This is a genomic window from Modestobacter italicus (assembly GCF_000306785.1).
Classification (GTDB): Bacteria; Actinomycetota; Actinomycetes; order Mycobacteriales; family Geodermatophilaceae; genus Modestobacter; species Modestobacter italicus.
On the sequence record NC_017955.1, the window covers coordinates 4226828 to 4251225 of the forward strand.

General features: G+C 77.1%; 20 protein-coding genes and 2 pseudogenes. 11 read left to right on the top strand and 11 right to left on the bottom strand.

Annotation, left to right across the window (positions count from 1 at the left end; translation table 11 throughout):
- Positions 1 to 13: 13 nt before the first annotated feature.
- The 3 genes from MODMU_RS20050 to MODMU_RS27285 form a co-directional block, all read right to left on the bottom strand.
- Positions 14 to 1567, bottom strand: a complete 1554-nt coding sequence (locus MODMU_RS20050) for an SIR2 family NAD-dependent protein deacylase (protein WP_014742209.1) — start codon at positions 1565 to 1567, stop codon at positions 14 to 16.
- Positions 1564 to 2250 carry a hypothetical protein gene (locus MODMU_RS20055; RefSeq protein WP_014742210.1) on the bottom strand — a complete coding sequence of 229 codons (687 nt, stop codon included), beginning with the start codon at positions 2248 to 2250 and terminating at the stop codon, positions 1564 to 1566. Before MODMU_RS20055 ends, MODMU_RS20050 begins: the two co-directional genes overlap by 4 nt.
- Before the next feature lie 329 nt (positions 2251 to 2579).
- On the bottom strand, positions 2580 to 3218 hold the full coding sequence (locus tag MODMU_RS27285) for a hypothetical protein (RefSeq protein ID WP_014742211.1): 639 nt from the start codon (positions 3216 to 3218) through the stop codon (positions 2580 to 2582).
- Between the two features lie 105 nt (positions 3219 to 3323).
- On the opposite strand from MODMU_RS27285, the gene MODMU_RS28710 reads away from it, so the two are divergent.
- The 5 genes and pseudogenes from MODMU_RS28710 (at position 3324) to MODMU_RS20075 (ending at position 6021) form a co-directional block, all read left to right on the top strand.
- Positions 3324 to 3464 carry a hypothetical protein gene (locus tag MODMU_RS28710; RefSeq protein WP_166503559.1) on the top strand — a complete coding sequence of 47 codons (141 nt, stop codon included), beginning with the start codon at positions 3324 to 3326 and terminating at the stop codon, positions 3462 to 3464.
- A 21-nt stretch (positions 3465 to 3485) separates the two neighbouring features.
- A pseudogene (locus tag MODMU_RS30240) lies at positions 3486 to 3593 on the top strand (DUF1206 domain-containing protein); the annotation flags it as partial.
- Positions 3594 to 3692: 99 nt separating this feature from the next.
- Positions 3693 to 4166, top strand: coding sequence for a DUF1206 domain-containing protein (locus MODMU_RS30245; protein ID WP_347343755.1), 474 nt, complete (start codon positions 3693 to 3695; stop codon positions 4164 to 4166).
- 114 nt (positions 4167 to 4280) lie between these two features.
- Entirely contained in the window at positions 4281 to 5117 is an 837-nt protein-coding gene (locus MODMU_RS20070) for a DUF1206 domain-containing protein (RefSeq protein ID WP_014742212.1), read from the top strand.
- Positions 5118 to 5157: 40 nt separating this feature from the next.
- Entirely contained in the window at positions 5158 to 6021 is an 864-nt protein-coding gene (locus MODMU_RS20075) for a DUF1206 domain-containing protein (RefSeq protein WP_014742213.1), read from the top strand.
- A 27-nt stretch (positions 6022 to 6048) separates the two neighbouring features.
- Here the strand turns inward: MODMU_RS20075 and MODMU_RS20080 are convergent, their stop codons facing one another.
- The 3 genes from MODMU_RS20080 to MODMU_RS20090 all read right to left on the bottom strand — a co-directional run bounded on the left by MODMU_RS20080 (position 6049) and on the right by MODMU_RS20090 (position 8630).
- Entirely contained in the window at positions 6049 to 6975 is a 927-nt protein-coding gene (locus MODMU_RS20080) for an alpha/beta hydrolase (RefSeq protein ID WP_014742214.1), read from the bottom strand.
- Between the two features lie 36 nt (positions 6976 to 7011).
- The gene (locus MODMU_RS20085; RefSeq protein ID WP_014742215.1) at positions 7012 to 7359 is read right to left on the bottom strand and encodes an STAS domain-containing protein; all 348 of its coding nucleotides are present in this window, start codon (positions 7357 to 7359) and stop codon (positions 7012 to 7014) included.
- A gap of 146 nt (positions 7360 to 7505) precedes the next feature.
- Complete coding sequence (locus tag MODMU_RS20090) at positions 7506 to 8630, bottom strand: 5-methyltetrahydropteroyltriglutamate--homocysteine S-methyltransferase (protein WP_014742216.1); 1125 nt, start codon at positions 8628 to 8630, stop codon at positions 7506 to 7508.
- 89 nt (positions 8631 to 8719) lie between these two features.
- Here MODMU_RS20090 and MODMU_RS20095 point away from each other — a divergent pair, with 89 nt between their 5' ends.
- Together MODMU_RS20095 and MODMU_RS20100 are read left to right on the top strand one after the other, a co-directional pair.
- Positions 8720 to 9040 carry a hypothetical protein gene (locus MODMU_RS20095; RefSeq protein ID WP_014742217.1) on the top strand — a complete coding sequence of 107 codons (321 nt, stop codon included), beginning with the start codon at positions 8720 to 8722 and terminating at the stop codon, positions 9038 to 9040.
- Between the two features lie 216 nt (positions 9041 to 9256).
- Positions 9257 to 9637, top strand: coding sequence for a hypothetical protein (locus tag MODMU_RS20100; RefSeq protein ID WP_014742218.1), 381 nt, complete (start codon positions 9257 to 9259; stop codon positions 9635 to 9637).
- 113 nt (positions 9638 to 9750) lie between these two features.
- Here MODMU_RS20100 and MODMU_RS20105 read toward each other — a convergent pair.
- The 3 genes and pseudogenes from MODMU_RS20105 to MODMU_RS27295 all read right to left on the bottom strand — a co-directional run.
- Positions 9751 to 11031, bottom strand: a pseudogene (locus MODMU_RS20105) (tannase/feruloyl esterase family alpha/beta hydrolase); the annotation flags it as partial.
- 12 nt (positions 11032 to 11043) lie between these two features.
- On the bottom strand, positions 11044 to 14451 hold the full coding sequence (locus MODMU_RS20110) for a sacsin N-terminal ATP-binding-like domain-containing protein (RefSeq protein ID WP_014742220.1): 3408 nt from the start codon (positions 14449 to 14451) through the stop codon (positions 11044 to 11046).
- A 32-nt stretch (positions 14452 to 14483) separates the two neighbouring features.
- Complete coding sequence (locus MODMU_RS27295; RefSeq protein WP_014742221.1) at positions 14484 to 16862, bottom strand: SpoIIE family protein phosphatase; 2379 nt, start codon at positions 16860 to 16862, stop codon at positions 14484 to 14486.
- A gap of 119 nt (positions 16863 to 16981) precedes the next feature.
- Between MODMU_RS27295 and MODMU_RS20120 the strand changes: the two genes are divergently transcribed.
- Positions 16982 to 18514 (top strand): aldehyde dehydrogenase family protein, encoded by a 1533-nt coding sequence (locus tag MODMU_RS20120; RefSeq protein WP_014742222.1) that lies wholly within the window; start codon positions 16982 to 16984, stop codon positions 18512 to 18514.
- A 63-nt stretch (positions 18515 to 18577) separates the two neighbouring features.
- On the opposite strand, the gene MODMU_RS20125 is transcribed toward MODMU_RS20120, so the two are convergent.
- Positions 18578 to 19894, bottom strand: a complete 1317-nt coding sequence (locus tag MODMU_RS20125) for an MFS transporter (protein WP_014742223.1) — start codon at positions 19892 to 19894, stop codon at positions 18578 to 18580.
- A 71-nt stretch (positions 19895 to 19965) separates the two neighbouring features.
- Here MODMU_RS20125 and MODMU_RS30150 point away from each other — a divergent pair, with 71 nt between their 5' ends.
- The 3 genes from MODMU_RS30150 to MODMU_RS20140 all read left to right on the top strand — a co-directional run bounded on the left by MODMU_RS30150 (position 19966) and on the right by MODMU_RS20140 (position 23673).
- Complete coding sequence (locus MODMU_RS30150; RefSeq protein WP_014742224.1) at positions 19966 to 20979, top strand: GlxA family transcriptional regulator; 1014 nt, start codon at positions 19966 to 19968, stop codon at positions 20977 to 20979.
- A 232-nt stretch (positions 20980 to 21211) separates the two neighbouring features.
- Complete coding sequence (locus tag MODMU_RS20135; RefSeq protein ID WP_014742225.1) at positions 21212 to 22921, top strand: DEAD/DEAH box helicase; 1710 nt, start codon at positions 21212 to 21214, stop codon at positions 22919 to 22921.
- Positions 22922 to 23073: 152 nt separating this feature from the next.
- Entirely contained in the window at positions 23074 to 23673 is a 600-nt protein-coding gene (locus MODMU_RS20140) for a hypothetical protein (protein WP_014742226.1), read from the top strand.
- Here the strand turns inward: MODMU_RS20140 and MODMU_RS20145 are convergent.
- A complete protein-coding gene (locus MODMU_RS20145; protein WP_331437087.1) occupies positions 23670 to 24398 on the bottom strand; it encodes an alpha/beta fold hydrolase in 729 nt (242 codons plus the stop codon). The two genes, MODMU_RS20140 and MODMU_RS20145, sit on opposite strands and share 4 nt — an antisense overlap.

Below are 24398 nucleotides of genomic sequence, written 5' to 3' on the forward strand. Positions count from 1 at the left end.
GTGCGGGAAACGGTCAGCCGTTCCCGTGGCCGAGGTCGCGGAGCAGCCGCAGCACCTCCTGGGCGGCCCAGCTCCGGCCCGTCCCGCCGCCGAGCGCGGCCGCGGCGTCGGCGAGCGCGTCGGCCAGCGCGGTCTCCTCCTCGTCGAGCAGCCCGCGGTAGGCCGGGTCGAGCAGGTAGCCCGTCGGCCGGCTGGCCAGGCAGCCGAGCAGGTCCAGCAGCACCTCCAGCCGGCGGGCGGCCTCGGCAGCGGGCACCGCCTCCGCCGTGGAGGTCATCGCCACGGTGGCCACGTCCCGCTCCCACAGCCGCGCCCGCACCGGGTCCTCGGCCAGCGCCAGCACCGTCCCGCTGCGCCGGCGCGGCGCGTCGTCCGGCTCGTGCAGCACGTTGCGCACCTGGTGGGCGATCCGGATCAGGTCGTCGTCGAGCATCGAGGTGCCGACGAAGAGCACGTGCCGGGTGAGCAGCAGCGACTGGAGGACGCCGGCCAGGGCGCTGCGGTGGTCGCCGAACTCCAGGTACTGCTCCCGGGTGAGCACGACGCTGTCCGGGTGCGCGGCGTCGCCGTGCAGCTTGAGCAGCCACGGCTCGCCCGGCGCCGCCTCGTCGAAGGGCAGCACCCGAACCGGCCGGCCGATGTCGGCGGCGGCCAGCTCCACCAGCGGGTCGTAGTTGGTGGTCACGAACTCGCGCACCGGCAGGGCGGCGACCAGCGCGTGCGCCAGCGAGTAGGGGCCCGGGCCGAACCGCTCCTGCACGTAGGCGGTCAGCGCGTCGCGGCCGAGCACCCGGGCCAGCAGCGCGGCGGCGTCCTGCGGCGGGAGGCCGGCCAGCCCGGCCCGCGAGCCGCCGTCCAGGCCGGCGCGGACGGCGAGCTCCGCGAGCAGCTGCTCCCAGGTGGGCAGCCCGGCGGCGGCGCTGACCCCGGCGCCGAGGAAGACGGCCAGCTCCCCCTCCCGGGCGCGCCGGCCCAGGTCCTCGGCGAGCGCGCCCAGCGCCTCGGGCAGCGCCCAGCCGCCGCCCTCACCCCGCCGGACCCGCTGGGCCGCGGCCAGGTCGCTGGGTCGGCGGAGCACCAGCGCGATGTCGTAGCCGTGCTCCTCGGCGGCCTCGCGGAGCACCGGCAGCAGCTGCTGCAGCAGCGCCCCGCGCTGCCCGGCGGCGCCGCCCCAGCCGGTGCCCAGCGCCGGGAGCCCGACCAGCCGGCGGGCCCGGCCGTGCGCCGGGGCGGTGACCTCGCGCCCGGCGACGGCGGCCAGCACCTCGCGGGCGCCGTCGAGCAGCCAGCTGAGCCCCCGCTCGGCGTCCCGGGAGCCGTCGGGGTCCACGGTGTCGACCAGCCAGGCACGCCGGTCGCCGCAGCCGGGCACCTCGTGCACCCGCTCCCCGCCGCGCCAGGCGCCGGCCACGCGGGCGCCGTCGCCGTCCTGCTGCCCGACGGCGTCGACCGGCAGCAGCGGGACCCAGCTCGCGGTCACCCGCCGGGACCGGTCGGTGGGGACGACGACGTCGTCGCAGGACAGCCGGGTCAGGTCCGCGCCGACGACGAAGACGTGCCCGCTCACCGCAGGCCGGTCTCCGACCCGACGCCACGGGCGGCGCGGGCCGCGGCGTACGCCGGGCGGCGGAACCGGGCCATCGGGCCGTCGGCGACCAGCCCCGGTGGCGGGTGCTGGACCGCGTCGAAGGGGAGCTCCGGGTCCGGCGGGGTGCTCGGCTCCCCCAGCGTCACGGTGCCGAACAGCTGCCAGGGCCCACGGCCGACCGCGGCGGAGAGCCTGACGACCCGGCCGGGCGCGGCTGCGGCCAGCCGGTCGCCGTCGGTGGGCAGCGGGCCGCCGGCGGGGTCGGCGGCCAGCAGCACCGGCCCGCGGGCGCTGCGGTAGGCCATGATCGAGCCGTAGGTCGTCGCCGCGTCCCGGCGCAGCACCGGCACCCGGCGGGTCCACCGCCCGCGGCCGGTGGAGGAGAGCAGCAGGTCGACCGGCCGCTCCCCCGGCACCCGGAGGGCGAGGCCGAGCAGGTCGGGCAGCGCGGGGGGCAGCCCGGCGCCGCGGGAGATCCGGACCAGGACGTCGTCCCGGCCGGCGGCGTCCAGCCAGGGGATGCCGGCGGCCAGCCCGGTCCGCTCGAGCACTGCGGTGAACAGGGTCCCCCGGGGGTGCATCGGCTTGGCGCCGCGGACCCGGGTGAGCGCGGCCACGGGCCCGGCGACCAGCCGGCCGGCAGCGTCTGCGAGGTCAGCCATGCCGGCGGGAGTTACCCCCCGGCGGTCGGGTCACGCCTGCGGGCCCACGTACCGGCGCCTCGTCGCGCGCGGTCGCGGGCCTCGGTGCTCAGTGCCGGGTGGTGCCGCAGTCGGTGCACCGCTTGCGGTCAGCGGCGTTGGTGTGCCTGCAGTTCTCGCAGGTCCACACCGTGCGTTCGATGGTGCGCATGTCCCCCTCCTCCGTGCCGGCCGACGGTCGCGGCCGCTGTTCCGGCGGGCCGGGATCGCCGACCCACCGCACGACCGACGCTAGGTCGGTCGGATGACGGGGAGGTGTCCGGCGCGGAACGACTGGGGGACGCCGCAGCTCAGCCGAGCGCGCCGCAGCCCCCGGCGCCGCAGGCGCAGCCACCGCAGCCGGCAGCCGCCGGCGCGGGCGCCGGCCGGCGGGCGATCCGGGCCATGCCGACGGCACCGGCGAGGTTGGCCAGCCCGAGGACCGCCACGACCACCCCGACGACGACCCGCCCGGTCGAGAGCAGCGCGTCGGTGCGGCCGAGCAGCCCGAGCGCGACAGCGGCGCCGGCCACGACCACCGCGGCAGCGGTGAGCGCGGCGCGGCGGGCGGCCGCCGCGGCGGCCAGCACCGGCAGCAGGACGACGGCGGCGACGAGGGCCCAGCCGGCGGTGGTCGCCGACACCAGCGCCAGCGCGGCCAGAACGACGCCGATCCACACCGCAGCGGCGCCGAGGACCGCACCGGTCCGCTCGACCTCCCCGGCGCGGGCGCTGCGGAGCAACGCGATCCCGCGGACGACGGCGAACACGCCCAGCGCCGCCAGCAGCAGCCGCGGCCCCACCCCGGACCAGGTCAGCGCCAGCACGCCGAGGACCAGGAGGGCGGCCCCGAGGGCGGCCATCCGCGGCCAGGTCGACCTGGCCTGCTGCGGCGTGGGCGGGGCGGCGGGGGCTCCGGCCAGCCGGCCGGCGGTCACGGCGTTCGTCACGGCTCCCAGTCTCCCCCACCGGTGCACACCGCACTCGGGCGCACCGTCCGGGCGGGTGGGACCCTGGTCACGGACCCAGGACCGGTCCGGAGCGGAGCACGCGGGGTGGGGACGGGGCAGGCGGCGCACCAGGCCGCCCACGACGCCGCGCGGAGCAGCACGCTGCGCCGGCTGGCGGCGGTGGGCCTGGCCGGCTACGGCGTCGTCCACCTGCTGGTCGCCTGGCTGGCGTTCCAGCTGGCCTGAGGGCAGACCGGCGGGTCGGGCCGGACCGCCGACGCCACCGGCGCGCTCGCCGTGCTGGCCGGCTCCCCCGCCGGCCCGGTCCTGCTGGGGGCGCTCACGCTCGGCTTCACCGCGCTGGCCGTGTGGCAGGCGGTCGAGGTGCTGCGGCACCGCCGGTCCGTCCCGCCGCCGGGACCCGACCGGCGCCGGGCCCTGCTGCAGCTGCTGCGCAGCGGCGGCACCGCGCTGGTGTACGGCTACCTGGCCGTGCTCACCGCGCGGGCCGCGGTGGCCGGCGCCGGGATGCGCACCGACGAGCAGGAGTCCGCCCGCGGCGTGCTCGGGCTGCCGTTCGGCCAGCTGCTGGTCGTGGCGGCCGGGGTCGTCACCCTGGTGATCGGCGGCTACCAGGTGCAGAAGGGCTGGCGGGCGGCCTTCGCCAGCGAGCTGGACCTCGCGCCGTTCGACCCGCGGGTGCGCCGCGCGCTCCGCTGGGCCTGCCAGGTCGCCTTCGTCACCAAGGGGGTCGCGTTCGTGCTCGTCGGCGGGGTGCTGGCCTGGGCCGGCGTCACCGTCGACGCCGGGCAGGCGACCGGGCTGGACGGCGCGGTGCGCGCCATCGCGACGGCCCGGTACGGCCCCGAGCTGCTGTCGGCGATCGCGGTCGGCATCGGGCTGTTCAGCGTCTACTGCTTCGCCCGCGCGCGTCACCCGGTCAGCTGACGCCGCGCCCGTCCGGGGCGCATCCGACCTGCGGTTGTGCCAACCTGATCACCCACGGGGAGGGGGCACCGGATCCGGGCGCCGTCCGCTCCCCGCGAACCGAAGGGAACCACCGTGACCAGATCGGGCACCGCGTCCAGTGCCGACCGGGCGGGCAACAGCGACGCGCTGGAGAACCTGGCCCGCGTCGGGCTGATCGCCTACGGCGTCGTGCACCTGCTCATCGCCTGGATCGCCCTGCAGCTCGCCTGGGGCGGGAGCGGCCAGTCCGCCGACCAGTCCGGCGCGCTCGCGACGCTGGCCGAGCAGCCGTTCGGCAAGCCCCTGCTCTGGGTCCTCGCCCTCGGCATGGTGGCCCTGGCCCTCTGGCAGCTGGCCGAGGTGCTGCGGCAGCGCGCCGGGCTGCGCAGCACGGGTGAGGCCCGGAAGAAGGCGGTGACCAAGACCGTCAAGGCGGTCGCCAAGACGGTCGTGTTCCTGGCGCTGGCCGTGCTGGCCTTCCGGTTCGCCACCGGCGGCGGCAAGTCCAGCTCCGGCCAGCAGCAGCAGACGGTGTCCGGGGTGTTCAGCTGGCCGGGCGGCCGCTTCATCGTCGGCGTCGTCGCACTGGTCATCATCGGCGTGGGCGTCTACCTGGTGCGCAAGGGCATCACGAAGAGCTTCCTCAAGGAGATCGACACCGCGCAGGCGCCGGCCAACCAGCAGCGGCTCATCGAGCGGCTGGGTCAGGTCGGCTACCCGGCGAAGGGCGTCGCCATCGCACTGGTCGGCGGCCTGCTGGGCTGGGCGGCGATCACCTTCGACCCGGCCAAGGCGACCGGTCTCGACGGTGCCCTGCGCACCGTGCTGGACGCCCCGTTCGGGAAGTGGCTGCTCACCCTCGTCGCTCTCGGCATCGCGGCGTACGGGGTGTTCCTGTTCTTCCGCGCCCGCTTCCCGCAGCGCACCTGACCGCCGAGCAGGGGCGCCCGGGGTCGGGCACGATCCGGGGGTGACCGCCGTCCGGCAACGGGTGCACGACGCCGTCGCCCGCGCCCGCGAGGTGACCGACCACCCGGTGCTCACCCACCTGGCCCGGGTCGGGCTGGTGGCCTACGGCGTGCTGCACGTGCTCATCGGCTGGCTGGCGTTCCGGATCGCCTGGTCCGTCGGCCCCCGGGCCGAGGACGCCGACCAGACCGGTGCACTGCAGACGGTGGCCGGCTCCCCCGGCGGCCGGGTGCTGCTGTGGGTCATCGGGCTGGGCATGCTGGCGCTCGCGCTCTGGCAGGCCGGTGAGGTGCTGCGCGTCTGGACCGGCCTCCTCCGGCCGGCCCGCCGGCTGCGCACCGCCGTGACCTGCGCGAAGTGCACGGCCAAGGGCGCTGTCTACGCCGTCCTGGGGGTCACCGCGCTGTTCTTCGCCGTGGGCGCGGAGTACGACGCCGCCGACCGGTTCCGGGAGCTGACCGACGACGCGCTGGAGATCCCCGGCGGCACGGCCGGGGTGGTCGCGGTCGGCGTCGGGGTGGCGGCGGTCGGCGCCTACACGCTGGTGCGCGGGCTGACCGGCGGGTTCATGAAGGACGTCGACCTCGCCGCCGCCCCCGACCGGTGGGAGCCGCTGATCGAGCGGATCGGCTCGGCGGGCTACGTGGCCAAGGGGGTGGCCTTCGCCCTCTCCGGTGGCCTGCTGGTCTACGCCGCGGCCACCGAGGACGTGTCGACGGCGACCGGGCTGGACGGCGCGATGCGCGCGATCGCCGGCGTCCCGACCGGGCAGTGGCTGCTCACCGCGGTCGCGGTCGGGTTCGCCGCCTTCGGGGTCTACGCCCTGGCCCGGGCCCGCTTCCCCGACCGCGACCCCTCGACCTAGACGGAGGACCCTGCAGGGCCGAACTGCTCACGGCTCCAGCAGGTCGGCGGCGCGGGCGAGCGCCCGGGCCAGCGCCGCCTCCGCCGCCGGGGCGAGCGCGACCAGGTGCGCGAAGCCGTGCGGCATGTCCGGCAGGTCCAGCCACTCGGCGCGGGTGCCGGCCGCGGTGAGCGCCTCGGCGTAGGCCCGCCCCGAGTCGTGCAGGGGGTCCGCCCCGGCGGTGACGACCAGCGCGGGCGGCAGCCCGGCGAGGTCGCCCTCCGCCGGGCTGATCCGCGGATCGCCCAGGTCGGTGCCCCGCGGCACGTAGTTGCGGGTGTACCAGCCCATGTCGGACAGGGTCAGGAACGGCAGGTGCCCGAAGGCCTGCACCGAGGGGTGGTCGGCACCGCGGGAGACGTTCGGGTACAGCAGCAGCTGCGCCACCGGCTGCGGGCCGCCGGCGTCGCGGAGCTGCTGGCAGGCGACCGCGGCGAGGTTGCCGCCGCCGCTGTCCCCGGCGACGGCCACCCGCCGCGGGTCCCCGCCGAGCTCCGCGGCGTGCGCCAGCGCCCACCGGGTGCCGGCGACGGCGTCGTCCACGGCGGCGGGGAACGGGTGCTCGGGCGCCCGCCGGTGCTCCACGGCGAGCACCACCGCGGACAGGCCGGTGGCCAGCCGGCGGGCCAGCCCGTCGTAGTCGTCGACGCTGCCCAGGGTCCAGCCGCCGCCGTGCAGGAAGACGACGGTGGCACCCTGCTCGGTGGCGGGCCGGTAGACCCGGGCGGTGAGCCCGTCGTCCAGGGCGACGTCCTCGGCCTCGACCGCCGGCGCCCCGGCGAGCCCGGCGGTCAGCAGCTCGCTGAACCTGCCGCGGGCGGCGTCCAGGCCGACCTCACGGGCCGGGGCGGTGGGCAACCCCGGCAGCAGCGCCGCGAGCTGGGGGTGGAGCTGGGGAGGAACGCCGTCGTCCATCCGCCCATCATGGCCGAGGAGCCCGGCGCCCCTCGCTCACTCGACGACGGTGAAGACGCTCCACAGGCCGGTGATCTGCAGCGGGCGGACCACGGCGCGCGTGGTGCCGCAGCGCATCTGCAGCACCCGCCCGGCCGCGGCGGCGGCCCGGTGCGCGGTGGCCAGCGCGGAGAGCCCCGCGGAGTCGAGGAACGTGACGCCCTGCAGGTCGACCTCGATCGGCGCGGAGCCCGGTCGGGCCACGACCTCCAGCAGGCAGTTGCGCAGGCCGGGTGCGGTGGTGGAGTCGACCTCGCCGCTGACGCAGACGACGGTCCCGCTGGAGCTCGTCGCGGCGCGGACGTCGATGCGGGTGGGGTCGATGTCGATGGGTGCTGCGGTCATGGGAACCTCCGGCAGACCGTCGTGGCCGGTGGCTCCTGCCACCGGTCTCGTGCGCCGGGCAGCGTGCACCCGGTCGCGGCTGGTGGTTGAACCGCGCAGAGGACGTTAGAGACGACCTCGGTCGTGCACAAGTGGTCCTCGGCGTGTCAGCCCCAGACCTCCTGCGCGACCTCGACCACCAGCGCCAACTTGGCCATCTGCTCGTCCCTGGTCAGCGCGTTGCCCTCCACCGTGGAGCTGAAGCCGCACTGGGGTGACAGCGCCAGCTGGTCCAGCGGCACGAAGCGGGCGGCCTCGTCGATGCGCCGCTTGAGCTCGTCCTTGCTCTCCAGCATTGGGCGCTTGGTGGTGACCAGCCCGAGGACGACCCGCTTGCCCGGTGGCACGAACCGCAGCGGCTCGAAGGTCCCCGAGCGGGCGTCGTCGAACTCGAGGAAGAAGCCGTCGACCTCCAGCTCCCCGAACAGCGCCTCCGCGACGAAGTCGTAGCCGCCCTCGGCGGCCCAGGAGGAGCGGAAGTTGCCGCGGCACAGGTGGGTGGTGACGGTCAGCCCCGCGGGGCGGTCGGCCAGCGCGGCGTTGATCTGCCGGATGTAGCGCTCGTGCTGGTGCTCGGCGTCCCGGCCCTGGCCGGCGAGCTCGGCGCGCTGCGCCGGGTCGTTGAGGTACGCCAGGCTGGTGTCGTCGAGCTGCAGGTAGCTGCAGCCCTGCGCGGCGATGCCCTGCACCTGCTGCCGGTAGGCCGCCGACAGCGCGTCCCAGAAGGAGTCCTCGTCGGGGTAGACGGCCGGGTCGATCGCCGCCGCACCGCCCCGGTAGTGGACCATCGACGGCGAGGGGATCGTCAGCTTCGCGGTCTGCCCCGGCTGCACCCGCGACTGCAGGAACGCGAAGTCCGCGCCGAAGACCGGCTCGTCGATCGACAGCGGCCCGTCGACGTGCAGCCCGGCGGGCGACCAGTCGATCGACCCGTCGGCGTTCCGGAAGTGCACCGGCCGGCCCTCGCCCGCCACGGGGGTGATGCCGGTGATCGCGTAGATGAAGTCCATGTGCCAGGTGCTGCGGCGGAACTCCCCGTCGGTCGCCGTCGCCAGACCGAGGTCGCCCTGCATGCGCACCGCGGCGGCGATCGCGGCGTCCTCGATGCTGCGCAGCTCCGCGGCGTCGATCTCCCCCGCGGCGCGCCGGGCGCGCGCGTCGAGCAGCGCCTGCGGGCGCAGCAGGCTGCCGACGTGGTCGGCGCGGAACGGGGGGCCGGAGGTGTCGGGCATGCGCCCGAGCATGCCCGACACCGGCGACGGGCGGACGCCTGCCCGGCCGGGACCGGAGCCGCACAGCCGGGGCGCGGATACTGGCGGCCATGTCGAAGCGGACCGGCGTCGCCGGAGCTGTCTGGGCCCTCCTCTCCGTGCTGGCGTTCCTCGTCGACCCGATCCTGGGCGCCTGCGTGCTGGTCTTCGGCGCCATCGGCGTGGTCGTCGTCCAGCTGGCGAGCACCTGGGACGAGCACCCCGACTTCGAGGCCCGCGAGCTCGTGCGGGCCCGCAAGCGCAAGCAGAAGTGGGACAGGGACGCCGGCAAGCGGGAGAAGGACGCCGCCCGGTACGCCGCGCACCAGGCGCGCCAGGCGCAGAAGGCCCGGTCGGCGCCGGAGCCCGGCGTCGACGAGCGCGCCTCCTGAAAACGCCTCGACGGCCGCACCGGGCCGCCGCTGGCGTCCCGGCCATGGGCGACACACTGCTGCGGCTGCGGCTGCGGCTGAGCACCTCCTGAGCTGACCCGCGGGCTGCTGTCCGCCGTCCGCCGGCCCGCGCGGCCGGCCGGAACCGCTCTCCCCCGTTCCCCGGCGTGCCCGCCGGACGTCGCGGGCACCGCTCACCCCTGCTGGAGGTCTCCCGTGTCACGACCCACCCCTGCCCTCGACGGCCCCGCCGTCGCCGCCCGCGCCCAGCTCCCCGAGGACGACCGGGCCGACTTCGACCGGCTCGCGCACGCCGTCCTGTCCGCCCCGGGTGCGACCCGGCAGCCGGCGCTCGGTGCGGTCCTGCGCAGCCAGCTCCCGGGCACCGCCGGGGTCCGGTGGCTGCACGGCGAGGGCCTGTCGCCGATGTCCCGGGCGTCCGCGCTGACCGCCGAGCACTGGGTGTCGCTCTTCACCGCCTGGCGGGCGCACGAGCAGGCACCGCGGTCCGCCGGCCGGTCCGGCGGCCACGGTCCGCGCGCGGACAGCCGGCACGGCCACGCACCGGGCGCCCAGGCCGCCCCGCGCTGGTTCTGAGAGGACCCCGTCCTCTTCACCCCTCGCACGCTCGGGGCGAGCCTCTGGACGGGGCCGAAGAGGAGGGCCGGGCGCTGGGGGCGTCGTCAGGGACGACGCCCCCGGCGGCCGGGTCAGCGGGGGGCGGGGGCCAGCTCCGTGGCGCGGACGCAGCGGTAGCTGCCGGCGTCGGCGGGGTCGCCGTGACCGACCAGCCGGGCCACCTTCGGGTAGGCGCACAGCGGGCGGGTCGCCACGACCGCCCCCTCGGCGTCGACCCGCTGCGCGGTGAGGGTCCGCGGCGCGTTCCCGTTCTCCACCCAGTCGACGAGCGCCTCGAACTGACCGACCGGCTGCGGCCCGGCGCCCCCGCCGCAGTGACCGACGCCCGGGGCGAGGAACAGCCGGAGGAAGTCCTTCGTCCTCCCCGGGCCCAGGGTGTCCTCGACCCGCTCGACGTAGTCGACCGTGCCCTGGAACGGGACGCCGAAGTCGGCCGCCCCGTGCCACAGCAGCGCCTTGCCGCCGGAGTCGGCGAACGCCGACAGGTCGGGGTCGTCGGCCGAGAGCACCGCCGTGTACATCTCGATCGACTGCTGGAAGAACTGCTCGTAGCCGGCGTAGGTCAGCGTCCGCCAGTCCCAGGCCCGGTCCTGCGCCAGGAACAGGCCGATCCACCACAGGTCGTACTGGAACGGCTTCCCGACCAGCTGGCCGTCGACCACCTCGGTGTCGTTGAGCCCCGCGTACGGCGTGCCGGGCGCCTGGCCGTACCAGAGGAACTCCCCGTCCTGGGTGCGCGGCCCCTCGGCGATGCGGCGCATCACCTCGACGTCGCCGGCGGTGATGTCCCCGCACGGGGTCGGGGTGCCGACCAGCGTGCCGAGGTCGAAGGAGCAGCCCAGCGGGTCGCCGATCACGCCGTCGACGACGCCGTCACCGACCGTGTCACAGGCCGCGACCGTGGCGGCCAGCGCCGCCTCGAACTTGCAGGGGGCGACCGGGTTGGCCTCCTCCAGCATCACCACCTGACCCCACATCTGGCCGATCTGCATGCGGGAGAAGTTGACGACCGGGGCGCCGGCGAGCACGCCGTCGTAGTCGTCGGGGTACCGCTGGGCCTCCATCAGGCCCTGCCGGCCGCCGGTGGAGCAGCCGTTCCAGTAGGAGTACTCCGGGCCGGTGCCGTAGAACGCGGCGATGACGGCCTTGGCGGTGACGGTCATGTCGTGCACGCCGCGGTAGCCGAAGTCCTCGATCGCCGGCCAGTTCAGCGTGCCGTCGGCGCGCAGCGCGAAGTCGGCCGTGGCGCCGGGGTGCCCGGCGTCGGTGGCCGCGGCGGCGTAGCCGTTGCGCAGCGGGGCCAGCAGCGAGGCCGCCGAGCCGCCGCTGAACCCGCCGCCGCCCACCGCCTGGAACCGGCCGTTTCAGGTGTCGGTGGGCAGGTGGACCCACACGGTGACGGCGTCCCCGGCCGGCGGGTGGGTGACCGTCAGCGTGACCCGGCAGGACGCCGGCGTCGTCGCGTCACCCGGGTCGCTCACCGCCGAGGTGACGGTGGTGCCGGGCAGCGCCAGCCGGGCGGTGGTCAGCTCGGCGCAGCCGACGGGTGGCGCAGACCCCCCGGTCCCGCCGCCCGGTGGCGTGGCGCTCGCCGCGGGCGCCACCACCACCGCCGCGCCCAGGGCCAGTGCCGCCGCCACTCCCAGCGCGCGCGCCGTCCAGCGGGTCCCGTGCCTCATCCGCCTGCCACCTCTCGGTCGGTCCTCGGGGACCCGGCGGGAGCAGAGGGCAGGTGCCGCTGTGCGCCGACCAGGGACCAGCTGAGCGAGTGTGGCACGTGGTTGTGACGTGCACCACAGCGCGGTCAGGACCCCTGCTGCGGCTGCTGCACGGCGTCCTCGGCAGCCAGCTCGACGGCCCGCTGGGGGTGGGCGAACGCCTCCCCCTTTTGGGTGGTGCAGCGACCAGACCCCCGACCGCCAGGCCAGCGCCCGGCCCAGCGCCGCGGGCGAACCGTCGACCGCGTCCGGCTCCCCCGGCCACCAGGCGACGGTCCGGCCGCCGGTCACGGTGAGCGTCGGGTGGACGGCGACCGACCCGGGGAGCTCCGGAACGCCGAGCCGGGCCGCGGCCAGCCCGGCACCGGGGACCTCCGCCCATCGCACGGTGCGCGCCGCCCGGCTGGTGACCCGCGCGCGGCCGGCCTGCTCGCTGGCCAGCGGCAGGTCGAGCAGGTCGGCGACCGGTCCCGGCGCCCCGCCCGCCGGGACGACGTCCGGACCGACCAGTGGCTGCAACCACGGCGCGTCGAGGACCACCGCCTCGTCGCTGACGCGGTCCGGCGCCACCCGGACCCGGCGCGGTGGCTCGACGTCGACGTCGGCCAGCGCGGCGGCCAGGTCGGCGTAGACGGTGCGCAGCGCCGCCGGGCCGACCGTCCGCCCGGGGTCGCCGAGCCGGTCGAGCAGGTCGAGGGCGTCCTCGACGTCGGCCAATACGTCGGCCACCGCCGCCGGCGGCCGGAGCAGCGCCAGGACGTCGGCCGGCAGCTCCGGCACCGGGTCGTACAGCCCCTGCAGCTCCACGGCGTCCGGGGCGCGCAGCCGGTCGGGCCGGGCACCGTGCAGCACCGGCGACGTGCGCAGCCACCAGCGCAGGTAGCCCGGGACGGCGGTGCCGCCGAGGTCGACGTCGGCGAGCGCGGCGACCGGCAGGGCGGCCAGCAGCGGCAGCGCCCGGTCCCAGTCGCGGACCAGCTCCAGGTCGCGCACCGCGGTCAGCGGCGGCCAGACCGGCGGCGGGGCGTCGGCGGGCAGCCGGTCCAGCACGGCGTCGACCCACTCCTCGGCCCGGTCGACGTCGAGGTCGTCGGGGTCCTCGGCGGTCAGCAGCGCGAAGGTGTCCAGCACGCCCACGGCGCGCAGCGCGGCGCCGTCCTGGCCGGCGGCGAAGCCCGGGTCCAGCACGCCGAGCGAGCCGGGGGCGAGGACGTCGGCCAGCGGTGACCCCGGGCGCACCAGCTCCCCCGCCGGTGCCCAGCCGCCGTCGTCGTCGGGCAGCGCGAGCTCCGCCAGCCACGGCAGCTCACCCGGTGCGGTCCCGGCGGCGGCGACCAGCGTGAGCACGGCGACGGCCAGCGGTCCGACGTCCGCGCCGTCGTCGGCCTCGTCCAGCGAGCTCTCCACCGCGGCCCGCACGCCGGGGTCGGCGAGCACCGCGGCGGCGGTCGCCGGGCGGGCTCCCAGCCGCTCCAGCACCCGGCGGGCCGGCCCGGCCGCCGCTGCCGGGTCGGCGATGCGCAGGCCGAGCGGCCCGAGCCGGTCGGCGGGCAGCGACGCGTCGGCCAGCAGCACCCCGGCCGGGCCGTGCGCCGTCCGGCCGTCGGCCAGCGGCACCGGCAGGGCCGCGAGCTCCTCCCGGTCGGCGGTCTCCAGCGCGGCGTAGAGGCCGGCCCACCAGGCGCCCGGCCGCTGCACGCCCCGGACGGCCTCCACGACCTCGGCCAGCCCGGCGCGGCGGACGCCGAGCGCGCCGAGCACCGCGGCGTCCGACCGCCGCGACCAGGCGGCCGGCAGCAGACCGGGCAGCACGCCGACGAGGGCGGCGACCCGCTCGTCGGTCGGGTCGTCGAGGGCGACGGCGCGGTCCGGCCGGAGCAGCGCCTCCTCCGGGTCGGCGGGCGGCAGCCAGGCGGAGCCGCGGAGCCGGTCCAGGACGGCGCCGCCCAGCACGGCGTCGAGTTCGGCGGCGGCGAGACCGGTCCGGGGCACGATCTGCAGCAGGACCGGGTCGGCCGGCAGGGCCGCGAGCAGCTCGGCATAGCCGTCGGCGGCCACAGCCACCAGGGCGTCGGTGACCGGGCCGGGCGCGACGTGCCGCCGGTCGGGGCCGAGCGGGAAGGGGGCGATCAACCGGGCCGGCAGCGACAGCGGCTCGTCGCTGGGGGTCGGGGCGTGCACGACCTGCCGGCCGGTCAGCGGGACCGGGACGCCGTCGGCCACCGGGAGAGCCCAGGTGACGGTGTAGCCGCGGCGGTCCCGCTCCTCCACCGGCCGGTCGGCGAGCAGCTCCGCGGGCAGCTCGCCGGCCCGCTGGACGACCCGCCACGTCGTCGCCCGCTCCCCGTCGGTGAGCACCCGGTCGGCGCCCTGCGCGGGGAGCGAGCTGAGGGTGCGGACGGCGCCGTCGACGACGACGTCGACCCGGGCCAGCGCCGGCAGGGCGAGCAGCAGCCCGGCGTCCAGCCCCGCCAGGGCGGCGCGGACCTGACCGGTGGCGCCGGGCCGGAGCGGGAGGACGACCTCGGTGGCGAACCCGGCCGGCGGGGCGCCGTCGGCCGGGAACGGCAGCCGGAGGACCGGGACGGCGCCGCCCCGGCGGGCCAGCTCGTCGGCGAGGGCGGGCACGGCGGCGACGGCGGCCCGGGTCTCGGCGGCGCTGAACCGGACCGAGCGGTCGGTGGAGACGACGGCCGGCTCGTCGCTGACGGCCAGCACGGCGGCGAAGCCGACGCCGAACCGGCCGACGGTGGCGCCCGCGTCCCGCTTCGCCGAGGCCCGCAGGCTGGCCAGCGCCTGGACGCCGTCGTCGTCCAGCGGGGCGCCGGTGTTGGCCGCCCGCAGCACGTCGCCGGTCAGCTCGAGGCGGAGGTGCCCCCGGTCGCCTGCGCGGGTGGCCGCGTCGGCCGCGTTCTGGGCGAGCTCGACGAGCAGCCGGTCGCGGTAGCCGCCGAGGACGAGGTCCTCCTCGGCGTTCGCGTCCTCCCGGAAGCGGGCCGGGGAGTCGGTCCAGGTGGTCAGCACCCGGCGGCGCAGCTCGGCGGGGTCAGGCACCTGCGCAGCATGCCCGACCGGCCGGCGGCGGCTCAGCGCAGCGCGCTGTGGCCCTCCGGCAGCCGCACCGGGCCGGCCGACGGCGGGCGGGGCCGGTCCTCCGGGTGCGCCCGGATCGCCAGCAGCGCGACGTCGTCCTCGACCCGGCCGGCGAGCTCGCCGAGCACCCGGTCGCACAGCTCCTCGAGGGTCAGGTGCCGCAGCTCGCGGAGCAGGCCGCCCAGCCACGCCACGCCGTCGTCGAGCGGGACGCCGCGGCGCTCGATGAGGCCGTCGGTGTAGAGCAGCACGGTGGAGCCCGGCTCGAGCTCTTGCGCGTGGTCGTACCGGGCGCGGTCCGGGTCGACGCCGAGCAGCAGGTCCGCCGGGCGCTCCAGCACCTCCACCCCGCCGTCGGGCCGCACCAGCAGCGGTGGCGGGTGGCCGGCGTTGGACCACCGCAGCACCCGGGCGCCGCGGGCGGCGTCGGCGTCGGTCTGCTCGACGGTGGCGAGCACCGCGGTGGCCAGCGTGCCGATGGCGAGGTCGCGCATCGCGCGGTCCAGGCCGGTGAGCACCTCCGCCGGGGTGCCGCCGCTGTGGTGGGCGACCCCGCGGAGCACGTTGCGCACCTGCGCCATCGCGGCGGCGGCGTGGCTGTCGTGGCCGGTGACGTCGCCGATGACGAGCACGGTGCGCCCGTCGGCCAGCAGGAAGCTGTCGTACCAGTCGCCGCCGACCTGGGCCTGCCGCGCCGCGGGCAGGTACCGGACGGCGACCTGCAGGTGGTCCGGCTCGGGCGGCTCGGACAGCAGGCTGCGCTGCAGCGCCTCGACCGTGCCGGCCAGGGCGGTGAGCGCGGTGCGCTCGGCCACCCGGGTCTGCAGCCGGTCGAGCGCCTGGGCGGCCTGGGCGGCGAAGGCGACGACCAGCTCGAGGTCGGCCGGGCCGAACGCCTGCGGTTCGGCCCATCCCACGGTCAGCGACCCGAGCAGCCGGCCGCCGCTCTCCAGCGGGACCGCCGTCCACGCCTGGCAGCCGGTGTCGGCGACGACCCGGTCCATGTCGGGGGTCAGCGCCCGGCACTCCGCCGCGTCGTGCAGCACCACGGGCCGGCGGGTGCGGGCGGCGATGCTGGCGGGCAGCGGGCCGGCCAGCGGGAGCAGCGCGTAGGTCTGCTGGGTCTCCTCGCCCAGCCCGTCGGTGATCGCCAGCCGCAGCACCGCCGGGTCGTCCGGGTCGGTCACGGCGACCGCGCCACCCTGGGCACCGAGCGCCGCGAGGCCGCGGTCCACCACGGTCGCCGCCAGCTCGTGCACCGACTCCGCGCGCCCCAGCGCCAGGGCCAGCTCGGCGAGCGCGGTCAGCTGCCGCGCGCCGCGGAGCTCCGCCTCGCGGGTCTGGATGCGGTCCAGGGTCTGGCTGCACTGCGCGGCGAACGCGACCAGCACCTCCACCTCGGCCGGGACGAAGGCCTGCGGCTCGTCCCAGACGACGGTCAGCACGCCGATCTCCCGGTTCGGGGTGCGCAGCGGCAGGCTGGCGTAGGCCACCCCGCCGGTGGCCGCCACGACGCCGGCCATCTCGGGGGCGAACGCCAGGGACGCATCGAGGTCGGGCAGCAGGACCGGACGACCGGTGCGCGCGGCGACGCTCACCGGGAGCGGCCCGTCGAGGGGCTGCAGCTCGTAGGTCTGCTGGGTCTGCGGGCCGCCCAGCTCCGCCGAGATCACCGACCGCAGGACGTCGCCCTCGCGGACCGCCACGGCACCACCGGGGGCGCCCACCACGGCCAGCCCGCCCTCGGTGACCACCGACACCAGGTCGGCCACCGTCTCGGCCCCGGCCAGCCGCAGCGCGACCCCGGCGAGCGCGGTGAGCCGGCCGGCGCTGACCGCCTCGGCCGCCCGGGCGTCGGCCAGCTCGAGCCCGCGGGCGTAGAGGTCGGACTCCACCTCCACGACGCGCCGCTGCAGCTCGGTGGGGTCGACGACGCCGGCGCGGCGCCGCTCGACCACGTAGTCGGTGATGTCCTCGGCACGCTGCACGACGTACGTGCACCGGCCGGCGTCGTCCAGCACAGGCGTGCTGATCAGGCTCCAGAACCGCTTGCTGTACCCACCCGCGCCGTCGGGGATGTCGTACTCCTGCACCGGCATGGTGTCCGGCTGCCGGGTGTCGCGGGCCCGCTCGAAGGACGCCTGGACCTTGCTGACCCCGCCGTCGGCCTCGCTGTCGGACGGGTTGCCCGGGAACGCCTCGAAGACCGGCCGGCCGACCAGCTCGGCGCGGGTGCGCCCGGTGGTGGTCAGGTAGGCCTCGTTCGCCTCGACGATGACCAGGTCGGGGGTCATCACCAGGAACGGCGTCGGCAGGGCAGCGAAGACCGCGGCGACGTCGATCCCGCCGTGCGCTGCCCCGGCCTGCTCCACGCGCCTCCCGTCGTCCCCCGTGACCCGGTGGCCCGGGCGTGCGCGTCGAGGGTATCCGGGGCCGCTGACCTGCCCCGGCGCTCGGCGCGACCCCGGCGGCGCACGTAGCCTGCGGTGCCATGCCGCTCAGCGAGGAGTGGGACAGCGTCCCGGCCACCACCACCGGGACCCTCGACCACCCCACCCAGGAGACCTTCGAGTCCACCGACCCGGCCTCCGGCGCCGTCCTCGGGGTGTTCCCGGTGCACGACGCCGCCGCCGTCGGGGAGGCCGTGACCCGGGCCCGCGCCGCCGCGGAGCAGTGGGCGGCGCTCGGCTTCGCCGGCCGGCGCACCCGGCTGGCCGCCTACCGCGGGCACCTGGCCCGGCACGTGCACGAGCTGGCCGACCTCGTGCACCGGGAGAACGGCAAGCCGCACGCCGACGCGCTGCTGGAGATCACCCTGGCCGTCGACCACCTGGCCTGGGCCGGCGCCCACGCACGGCGGACGCTCGGCCCGCGCCGGGTGAACCCGGGCCTGCTCGCCGCCAACCACGCCGCCTCGCTGGAGTACCAGCCGCTCGGCGTCGTGGGCGTGATCGGGCCGTGGAACTACCCGGTGTTCACCCCGATGGGCTCGATCGCCTACGCGCTGGCCGCCGGCAACGCCGTCGTGTTCAAGCCCAGCGAGTTCACCCCGGCGGTCGGCTCCTGGCTGGCCGAGGCGTGGCGGGCCGCCGTCCCCGAGCTGCCCGACGTCCTCCAGGTGGTCACCGGGTCCGGCGGGACCGGTGCGGCGCTGTGCCGGGCGGGTGTCGGCAAGCTCGCCTTCACCGGCTCGGCGGCGACCGGCCGGAAGGTGATGGCCGCCTGCGCCGAGACGCTGACCCCGGTGCTCATGGAGTGCGGCGGCAAGGACGCCATGATCGTCGACGACGACGCCGACGTGGTCGCCGCCGCCGGTGCCGCCGTGTGGGGCGGGATGAGCAACGCCGGGCAGACCTGCATCGGCATCGAGCGGGTGTACGCCACCAGCGCCGTCTACGACCGGTTCGTCGCCGAGGTCACCCGGCAGGTGGCCGACCTGCGACCGGGGTCGGACGAGCAGGCGACCTACGGGCCGATGACCATGGCGAGCCAGACCGACGTCGTCCGCCGGCACCTCGACGACGCCCGCGCCGCGGGGGGCCGGGTCGCCACCGGGGGCACCGTGGAGGGCGGCTACGTCGCGCCGACGGTGCTGGTCGACGTGCCCGAGACGTCGACCGCGGTCACCGAGGAGACCTTCGGGCCGACGCTCACCATCGCCCGGGTGGCCGACGCGGAGGAGGGCCTGCGGCGGGCCAACGCCACCTCGCTGGGCCTGAGCTCGGTGTTCAGCGGCTCGACGGCGAAGGCGGTCGACCTCGCCCGCCGGATGCGCAGCGGCATGACCTCGATCAACTCGGTGCTGACCTTCGCCTCGGTGCCCGCGCTGCCCTTCGGCGGCGTCGGCGACAGCGGCTTCGGCCGGATCCACGGCGCGGACGGGCTCCGCGAGTTCACCCGGGCCAAGGCGATCACCCGGCAGCGCTTCCCGCTGCCGGTGGACCTGATGAGCTTCCGGCGCCCCGCCGCCGCGGCCGACACGCTCGCCCGGGTCATGGGCGTCGTCCACGGCCGCCACCGCTGACCGGTCACCTCCGGGTTCGGCGCCGGAACCTGCACCGGTTTCGGCGCCGAAACCGGATCGGCGTCAGCCGTGGGCCTGGTCGGCGGCCGCGGGGAGGGGTTCGACCGGCAGCGTGGTGGCCGGGGACGACGGCCGGCGGCGGATCGAGATCGACAGCGCCGCGGCGACCAGGCAGAGGGCGGCAGCGCCGTACCAGGCGCCGTCGTAGGAGCCGGTGACGTCGCGGACGACGCCGGCGCCGAAGGCGGCCAGCGCCGCGCCCACCTGGTGGGAGGCGAAGACCCAGCCGAAGACGACGGGCGCCCGGGCACCGAAGTACTGCCGGCACAGCGCCAGCGTGGGCGGCACGGTGGCCACCCAGTCCAGGCCGTAGAAGACGATGAACGCGATCATCGAGGCCTGGAGGTCGGTGCCGAACAGCTGCGGCAGCAGGAACAGCGACATCCCGCGCAGCCCGTAGTAGGCCAGCAGCAGCACCCGCGGGTCGGCGCGGTCGGTGAGCCAGCCGGAGAAGATGGTGCCGGCGACGTCGAAGACGCCGACGACGGCCAGCAGCCCGGCCGCGGTGGTGACGGGCATGCCGTGGTCGTGCGCCGCGGGGATGAAGTGCGGCTGCACCAGGCCGTTGGTCGAGGCGCCGCAGATCAGGAAGCCGCCGGCGAGCAGCCAGAACGGCCGGGTGCGCACCGCGTCGGCCAGCCCGCGCAGCGCGGTGCGGGCCGGGTTGCCGCGGGAGGGCTCGACGTCGTCCTCGACGGTGCCGCCGTAGGGCGCCACCCCCAGGTCGCGGGGCCGGTCGCGCAGCAGCCAGGCCACGAACGGGGCGACGGCGAGCGCGGCGGCCGCGGTGCCCAGCGCCGCGGGACGCCAGCCCCAGCGGGTGGAGACGGCGGCCACGAACGGCAGGAAGATGAGCTGCCCGGTGGCACCCGCCGCGGTCAGCACGCCGGACACCAGCCCGCGGCGGGCCACGAACCAGCGCCCGGTGACGGTGGCAACCAGCGACATCGCCATCGAGCCGGTGCCCAGCCCGACCAGCACGCCCCAGCAGAGGACCAGCTGCCAGCTCGCCGTCATGAACACGGTGAGCCCGCTGCCGACGGCGACCACCAGCAGCGCGGCGACGACGACCCGGCGGATGCCGAAGCGCTCCATCAGCGCGGCGGCGAAGGGCGCGGTGAGCCCGTAGAGCGCCAGGTTGATGGCGATGGCCAGCGAGATGGTCGACAGCGACCAGCCGAACTCCTCGTGCAGCGGGTCGATGAGCACGCCGGGCACCGCGCGGAACGCGGCGGCGCCGATCAGCGCGAGGAAGGTCACCGCGGCCACCCACCACGCGGGGTGGATCCGGGAGGTGCGGGTCGGCGGCGCGGTGGTCACGGCGCAGATCCTGCCGACGGGGGCGCCGCGCAACCAGTGGCCCGGAAGCCAGCCTGTGCAAGGATCCGGCCATGTCTGAGGAGGCTGTGCCCGAGCCCGTCCTGCACGAGGTCGCCGTCCTGGCGATGGACACGACCGTCGCCTTCGAGCTCGGGCTGCCGCACGCCTTCCTCGGCGGCGCCCTGGACGCCGGGGGGCGCCCGCTGTACCGGGTCCGGGTCGCCACGGTCGACGGCGGCCCGGTGCGCACCAGCGCCGGGTACGCGGTGCTCCCCGACCACGACCTCCGGCTGCTGGAGACCGCGGACACCGTCGTCGTCCCGGGCGTCTACGGCGGTCCGCAGGCCGACGGCGTGCTCTCCCCCGCCCTCACCGAGGCGCTGACCCGCGCGGCCACGCACGCCCGGATCGTCTCCATCTGCACGGGTGCGTTCGTGCTCGCGGCCGCCGGGCTGCTCGACGGCCGCCCGGCCACCACGCACTGGATGCACGCCGCCGCGTTCTCCGGCTTCTTCCCGCAGGTCCACCTGGACCCCGACGTGCTGTTCGTCGACGACGGCGACGTGCTCACCTCGGCCGGCAACGCCGCCGGCATCGACCTGCTGCTGCACGTCGTGCGCCGTGACCACGGCAGCGAGGTGGCCAACAGCGTCGCCCGCCGGCGGGTGGCCTCGCCGTGGCGGGACGGCGGCCAGTCGCAGTTCATCGAGCGGCCGCTGCCCGACCCCGACGGCACCGGCACCGCGGACACCCGGGCCTGGGCGACGGCCCGGCTGGGCGAGCCGCTGACCCTGGCCGGGCTGGCCGGCCACGCCCGGATGAGCGTGCGCACCTTCACCCGGCGGTTCCGCCAGGAGACCGGACTGAGCCCGCAGCGGTGGCTGACCCAGCAGCGGGTGGCGCTGGCCCGGCACCTGCTGGAGTCGACCGACACCCCGGTCGAGCGGGTCGCCGCCGAGGCGGGGTTCGGCACCACCGCGTCGCTCCGCCAGCACCTGCACGCGGCCATCGGGGTGGCGCCGCTGACCTACCGGCGCACCTTCCGCGGCGCCGCGCCGACCCCGACGGCGCCCACCCCCGTGTGACGAGCGACTCCCCGACGTCCCCGCGCAGGACGGGTGTCTCTGGCAGAGTGGGCGTCACCGGCGCCGCCCCCCGCTCAATCCGAGAGCGGGTGGACTCGACGTCGGCGCGAGGCTGCGCCACGGAGGCGCGCCGGCGACCCGACGTCCGACCCGGACGAGCGATGCGGCCCCACCGAGGCGGCCCCGCACCCGGTGGATGAACGGTGGCCACCGGACTGTTGAGGAACCACGTATGACTTCCAGCCAGCACACCCCTGCCCAGAACGACGGCGCTGACCGCCCGCGCCGTCGCGCCACCCGCCCCGCCGCCGCGCCCGGCGCGACCGGCGCCTCCCCCGCCTTCCGCGGCGCCCCCGCCGCCGGGCCCACCGGTGACACCGAGGGCGCGCGCCGCCGCCGCGGTGGCCGCGGCCGCGGCACCGGACCCCGCCCCGAGGGCCAGCAGCCCGCGCCGCGCACCCCGGCCCGCGCCGACGAGCAGGTCCCCGTCGCCCCGGTCGTCCCGGTCGGCGACGAGGCCACCGTCGTCGCCACCGACACCACCTTCGCCGCCCTCGGCGTCCCGGCCCCGCTGGTCGAGGTGCTCACCGCCAGCGGCATCGACGCGCCGTTCCCGATCCAGGTCGCCACGCTGCCCGACACGCTGGCCGGCCGCGACGTGCTCGGCCGCGGCCGCACCGGCTCGGGCAAGACGCTGGCGTTCTCCCTCCCGCTGGTCGCCCGGCTCGCCGCCTCCACCAGCAAGCGGCAGCCCAAGCGCCCGCGCTCGCTGATCCTGGTGCCGACCCGCGAGCTGGCCAACCAGGTCAACGCGGTCGTCGACCCGCTGGCCCGCGCGCTGGGCATGCGCTCGACCGTCGTGTTCGGCGGGGTCGGGCAGAACCCGCAGGTGCAGGCGCTGGCCGCCGGCGTCGACGTGCTCATCGCCTGCCCCGGCCGGCTCGAGGACCTCATCGGTCAGGGCCACGCCGACCTGGGCGCCGTCGAGATCACCATCCTCGACGAGGCCGACCACATGGCCGACCTGGGCTTCCTGCCCGGCGTCAAGCGCCTGCTGGACCGCACCCCGAAGGTCGGTCAGCGGCTGCTGTTCTCCGCCACGCTGGACAACGGCGTCGACGTGCTGATCAAGCGCTACCTGGACCGGCCGACCACGCACTCGGTCGACCCGGCCGTCGCCCCGGTCTCCACGATGACCCACCACGTGTTCCGGGTCGACCCGCTGGACAAGTCCCAGATCGTCAAGGAGCTCGCCTCGGGCCTGGGCCGCAGCGTGCTGTTCACCCGGACCAAGCACCAGGCGAAGAAGCTGGCCAAGCAGCTGACCGCGGCCGGCGTGCCCGCCGTCGACCTGCACGGCAACCTGAGCCAGAACGCCCGCGAGCGCAACCTCGAGGCGTTCAGCACCGGCGAGACCCGGGTGCTCTGCGCGACCGACATCGCCGCCCGCGGCATCCACGTCGACGACGTCGCGATCGTGGTGCACGTCGATCCGCCGGCCGAGCACAAGGCCTACCTGCACCGCTCGGGCCGGACCGCCCGCGCCGGTGCCGGCGGCACCGTGGTCACCATCGCCACGCCCGACCAGGCCGCCGAGGTGCGCACCCTGGCCCGCCAGGCCGGCATCACCCCGGAGGTCTCGGCGATCAAGCCGGGCGCCCGGGAGATCACCGCGCTGACCGGCCCGGCCGCGCCGTTCGTCGAGCCCGCCCCGGTGGCCGCACCGCAGCCGCAGGGCAGCGGCGGTGGCGCCAACGGCGGCCGCCGCCGCCGGTCCGGCGGTGCCGGCACGTCGTCGGCCTCGACCGCGTCGTCCTCCGGTGGCGGGCGCGGCGGGCAGACCCGGTCGGCCGGCCCGGCGCGCACCCGCGCCGAGCTCGCCGCGCGCGCCGGCCAGGCACCCAGCGGCGCCGGCCGGGGGCGCGGCCGCTCCGGTCGCTGACCCCACCCCGACCACCCGGGCCGGCGGTGGCCCTCCTCGCAGAGGGTCGCCGCCGGCCCGGTCCCGTCCCACCCCCCGGTCGCGGGTGGCGGACCGGGCGACGACGATGGTGCTTGAGCACTGCACCATCCCCGTCGCCAGTGAGGTCCACCATGCGCCTGCCCATCACCCCCGCCGAGATCGCGCCCCGCGTCGCGACCGGCGCGTTCATCCTCAACTCCGGCCTCGGCAAGCGCGGCGCCGACGAGGGCACCGCGGCCGGGCTGCACGGCTTCGCCGCCGGCACCTACCCGTTCCTCAAGGACGTCCCCCCGGCCACCTTCGCCAAGGTGCTGTCCACGGCCGAGATCAGCGTCGGTGCGCTGCTGCTGACCCCGTTCGTGCCGACCGCGGTCGCCGGCGCGGCCCTGACCGGCTTCTCCTCGGGCCTGCTGGGCCTCTACCTGCGCACCCCGGGGATGACCAAGCCCGGCCGGAGCGTGGCCCCCACCCAGGAGGGCCTGCCCATCGCCAAGGACGTCTGGATGCTGGGCATCGGGATCGGCCTTCTCACCCAGGGGCTCCTCGACCGGCAGTCGCGCACGGCCGGTGACACCGTCGTCGACCGCCGGGCCGCCCGGGCCAAGGCCAAGCAGGCCCGCCAGGCGCAGGCCCGCAAGGCCGCCAAGGTGAGCAAGCGGGCCAGCCGGAAGGCTGCCAAGCAGGCCGGGATCGCCGCCGAGGCGCGCCGCGAGGCCGTCGCCGTCTCCTAGTCGGCCGCCCCGCGGAGGCACCCCACCAGCTCGCCGACCAGTTCGGCGACGGCGGCGGGGTGGGTCTGCGGGGTCATGTGCGCCGCCCCGGGGAGCTCGACGAGCCGGCCCCGGGGCGCGCACCGGGCCAGGTGGGCGGCCCAGTCGTGCGGGCACAGCGCGTCCCGCTCCCCGCGGACGACGACGACCGGGACGCCGACCCGGCGCAGCCGCTCGTCGACCCGGTCGCGGGAGGCCCGCCGCCACAGCGCGGCCATCGCCACCGGGCCGGTGTGCAGCCACTGGGCCAGCACCAGCGGCAGCTGCCACCAGGGCTCGCGGAGCGCGGTGCGCACCCAGCGGGCCGCCAGCACGGTGGGCCGGCGCAGCCGCGGGTCGGTGGTCGGGCCGAGCAGCAGCAGGCCGGCCACCCGCGGGTCCGCCTCGGCGGCCGCGACCACCACCTGGCAGCTCTGCGAGTGCCCGACCAGCACCACCGGCCCGCTGCCGAGCTGCGCGCGGAGCCCCTCGGCCAGCTCGGGCAGCGTGCCGACGGAGCGGCGCAGCCCCATACCGGGCAGAATGGCCACCGTCCCGCTGCTGCGCCGTCGCAGTCGAGCGGAGGAGCGCCCGTCCAGGCCCAGGCCTGGCACGCACACGATCCTGGGAACACCTGCCGACCCGGCAGCGCTGACCCAGGTGGAGCTCACCACGCCACCCGGCGGAGGTCGAGCGCAGCAGCCCAC

Excerpts from the sequence above, each read along its gene's own strand:
- MODMU_RS20055 (WP_014742210.1), bottom strand. The coding sequence starts at position 2,250 with ATGGCTGACCTCGCAGACGCTGCCGGCCGGCTGGTCGCCGGGCCCGTG.
- MODMU_RS20080 (WP_014742214.1), bottom strand. The coding sequence starts at position 6,975 with ATGGACGACGGCGTTCCTCCCCAGCTCCACCCCCAGCTCGCGGCGCTG.
- MODMU_RS20085 (WP_014742215.1), bottom strand. The coding sequence starts at position 7,359 with ATGACCGCAGCACCCATCGACATCGACCCCACCCGCATCGACGTCCGC.
- MODMU_RS20090 (WP_014742216.1), bottom strand. The coding sequence starts at position 8,630 with ATGCCCGACACCTCCGGCCCCCCGTTCCGCGCCGACCACGTCGGCAGC.
- MODMU_RS20095 (WP_014742217.1), top strand. The coding sequence starts at position 8,720 with ATGTCGAAGCGGACCGGCGTCGCCGGAGCTGTCTGGGCCCTCCTCTCC.
- MODMU_RS20120 (WP_014742222.1), top strand. The coding sequence starts at position 16,982 with ATGCCGCTCAGCGAGGAGTGGGACAGCGTCCCGGCCACCACCACCGGG.
- MODMU_RS30150 (WP_014742224.1), top strand. The coding sequence starts at position 19,966 with ATGTCTGAGGAGGCTGTGCCCGAGCCCGTCCTGCACGAGGTCGCCGTC.
- MODMU_RS20135 (WP_014742225.1), top strand. The coding sequence starts at position 21,212 with ATGACTTCCAGCCAGCACACCCCTGCCCAGAACGACGGCGCTGACCGC.
- MODMU_RS20140 (WP_014742226.1), top strand. The coding sequence starts at position 23,074 with ATGCGCCTGCCCATCACCCCCGCCGAGATCGCGCCCCGCGTCGCGACC.